The sequence below is a fragment of the Brevibacterium sp. AGC70 genome (assembly GCF_057334195.1).
Genome location: NZ_JBHFIH010000009.1, coordinates 282986 through 286354 on the forward strand (window position 1 = coordinate 282986; position 3369 = coordinate 286354).

The following is a 3369-nucleotide window of genomic DNA, read 5'->3' on the forward strand; positions in this document are numbered from 1 at the left end:
CCGCCCCCCCCTTCACTCATTTCGCCGGTAACTCTTCTCCGCGAACTCGGCCGACAGCGAAGCTCTCTGCGCCGCAACAGCTCGACAGACATTTCCGGCCGACATGAGCCAAATGCTCATGCCGGCCAGATGCCCAGAGGAGTCAGGAACGCGCTCCACTCGAGGGCTGTTCGAGTTCGGCCTCATCGGAATCGCCGGCGCTCTCCTCTGAGACCTCATCGACCGGCACATAGCCGTCTACACGAGCAGCATCATAGCGGTCGACATCGAGGATGTCGTGACGTTTGGCCACAATGGCAGGGACGAGAGCCTGTCCCGAGACATTGAGCGCTGTGCGTCCCATGTCGACGATCGGCTCGATCGCCAGGAGCAGACCCACACCTTCAAGGGGCAGTCCGAGAGTGGACAGCGTGAGCGTCAGCATCACGGTGGCACCGGTCGTTCCGGCCGTTGCGGCCGAGCCGATGACGGAGACGAACACGATCAGGAAGTACTGCACGATCGTGAGATCGATTCCGAAGAACTGGGCCACGAAGACAGCGGCGATCGCCGGATAGATCGCGGCACAGCCGTCCATCTTCGTTGTCGCCCCGAATGGGACTGCGAAGGCGGCGTAACTCTGCGGAACGCCGAAGTTGTCGGTGGCGACCTTCTGGGTCACAGGCATGGTGCCGATCGATGACCGGGATACGAAACCCATCTGGGCGGCAGGCCACACACCGGAGAAATACTGGCGAGCTGAGAGGCCGTTGAGCTTGGCCAGTGTCGGATAGACGACGAAGAAGACGATCGCCAGTCCCACGTACACGGCAACGACGAACCATAGCAGGGAACCCATGGTCGACCACCCGTAGGAGTTGACCGCGTTGCCGATGAGGCCGAGGGTGCCGATCGGTGCGATGCGAACGATCCACCAGACCACCTTCTGCACGACGGCCAAGGCCGCTTCGACGAACTGGAGGAAGGGTTCGGCCGCCTTGCCGACCTTGACCGCGGCGATGCCGATGGCACCGGAGACGATGATGAGCTGAAGGATGTTGAAGTCGACCTCGGAGACCAGACCGCCGGCCTCATCGGGTGAGGTCGCGACCTCGAGGCCGAGGAAGTTCACGGGCACAAGACCAGTCAGGAAGCCGATCCAGCTGCCTTGTGAATCAGGGGCGGAACCGCTCAACGATGCCGCGTCCGCGTGCGTACCCGGCTGAATCACAACACCGAGGATGAGTCCGATGAGAACGGCGATGAGCGCGGTGAAGGCGAACCACAGAAGCGTGGAGACTGCGAGCCTGGCTGCATTCGTGACCTTGCGCAGATTGCCGATGCTGGCGATGATCGCGGTGATGACGAGGGGCACGACGGCCGCCTTGAGGAGTGTCACATAGGATGAACCGATGGTATCCAAGGTCTGACCGAGCCAGTTGTCCTGGCCCTCACTGACCGGACCCCAGGATCGGGCGATCAGCCCGAGGATCACGCCCGCAATCAGGGCTATGGTGACCTGCACCCCGAATGATCGGCTCCATTTGGGCAATCTCATGCCATTCCTCTTCTTCGTCTGTCGGTTTCCGAATGATGCTCTACCCGAATGCTGCTCAATTCGAGCGAATCTCAATTCAGGCAATGTTCAACTCACAGCACAACTGTTGAGCAATCTCAGAAATTCCGCAAGTCCAAGTGAAGTGGCTCTCACTGGCGCCAACCGCTCAGGTGGCTGCTCGCACATATGACATCGACACACGACAACGGCGGCCGCCCCGGAAAGGGGCAGCCGCCGTTTCGGAGAGCCTCAGTGCCTCGGCGTGCCGTTCTCCTTGATGATCGGCACCTCATGAGTGACCGGCGTTTCGGAGACGATGCCGTATCCGGCCAAAGGATCTTCCTCATCGTCCGAGGAGTCTTCGTAGGCAGCGGCAACGCCCTTGGCGGCATCGCCCATCGTGTGGATGCGCAGAGCATTGGTCGACCCTGGGATTCCGGGAGGCGACCCGGCCACGAGGATGGACTGATCACCTTCGTGGGCGGTTCCGTCCGCGAGCAGCACGGCATCGACCTGTCTGGCCATCTGGTCCGTGTGCCGCACGGTCTTGACCAGGTAGGGGCGCACACCCCAGGTCAGCGCCAGCTGGTGGCGAACCTGAGCATCGGGGGTGAAGCCGAGGATCGGCCAGGCGGGACGCAGCCGCGACATCCGGCGTACGGAGTCACCCGTCTGGGAGAAGGTGCACAGCAGATCGATGTCGAGCTGTTCAGCAATCTGAACGGCTGCGGCTGTCACGGCCCCACCCTTGGTGTGAGGAACTGTGCCCAACTGCGGGATCCGCTCCATGCCGTGCTCCTCGGTCGACTCGATGATGCGGCTCATGGTCCGGATCGCTTCGACCCAGTAATCGCCCACTGAAGTCTCACCGGAGAGCATCAGAGCATCGGCCCCATCGAGGACGGCGTTGGCGCAGTCGCTTGCCTCGGCGCGAGTGGGCCTGGCCGCATCGATCATGGTTTCGAGCATCTGTGTGGCCACGATCACGGGCTTGGCCTGCTGACGGGCGATCTCGACCGCACGCTTCTGCACGATCGGAACCTGCTCCAGGGGCAGCTCCACGCCGAGGTCGCCGCGGGCGACCATGATTCCGTCGAAGGCATCGATGACCGCATCGAGCTGATCGACGGCCTGCGGCTTCTCCAGCTTGGCGATGACGGGTGCGGAGATGCCGACCTCGTCCATGACTGCCCTGACATCATCCATGTCCTCGGGACTGCGGACGAAGGACAGCGCCACCCAGTCGAAGCCGAGCTTGAGACCCCATTTGAGGTCCTCGATGTCCTTCTCCGACAGCGCCGGCACGGAGACCGGAACACCGGGAAGGTTGATGCCCTTGTGGTTCGAGATCGTTCCGCCGATCTCCACCTCGGTGACGACATCGGTGTCGGTGACCTCGGTGGCACGCAGACGCAGGCGCCCATCATCGATGAGCAGCGGGTCTCCGACGGACACATCGCTCGGCAGAGTCGACAGTGTGGTGCTCACGACCTCGGCTGTGCCGGCGATGTCGCGGTTGGTGATGGTGAAGGTTGCGCCTTCGACCAGCTCTTCCTTGCCGTTGACGAAATTGCCGACCCTGATCTTCGGGCCCTGCAGATCGAGCAGCAACGCGACGGCGCGGCCGGTGTCGAGTGCGGCCTGGCGAACCCAGGCGAATTTCTCTTCGTGTTCTTCCCGCTTGCCGTGGCTGAGATTGAATCTGGCCACATCGACGCCTTCGTCGACGAGCGCGCGGATCTCTTCATAGGAGTTCTGATTCGGACCTAATGTTGCGACTATCTTTGCACGCCTCATGCACACCACCCTACCTGTACCGGGGGGGGGGGGGG

2 protein-coding genes are annotated in these 3369 nt (G+C 62.4%); both read right to left on the minus strand.

What is annotated here, in order from left to right:
• Positions 1-142: 142 nt before the first annotated feature.
• Positions 143-1537: a dicarboxylate/amino acid:cation symporter gene (locus tag ACE03M_RS06780; RefSeq protein ID WP_485933238.1), complete on the minus strand. Its 1395-nt coding sequence runs from the start codon at positions 1535-1537 to the stop codon at positions 143-145.
• A gap of 249 nt (positions 1538-1786) precedes the next feature.
• Positions 1787-3334: a pyruvate kinase gene (gene pyk / locus ACE03M_RS06785; protein ID WP_485933239.1), complete on the minus strand. Its 1548-nt coding sequence runs from the start codon at positions 3332-3334 to the stop codon at positions 1787-1789.
• Between the last annotated feature and the right edge of the window lie 35 nt (positions 3335-3369).

Excerpts from the sequence above, each read along its gene's own strand:
- ACE03M_RS06780 (WP_485933238.1), bottom strand. The coding sequence starts at position 1,537 with ATGAGATTGCCCAAATGGAGCCGATCATTCGGGGTGCAGGTCACCATA.
- pyk (WP_485933239.1), bottom strand. The coding sequence starts at position 3,334 with ATGAGGCGTGCAAAGATAGTCGCAACATTAGGTCCGAATCAGAACTCC.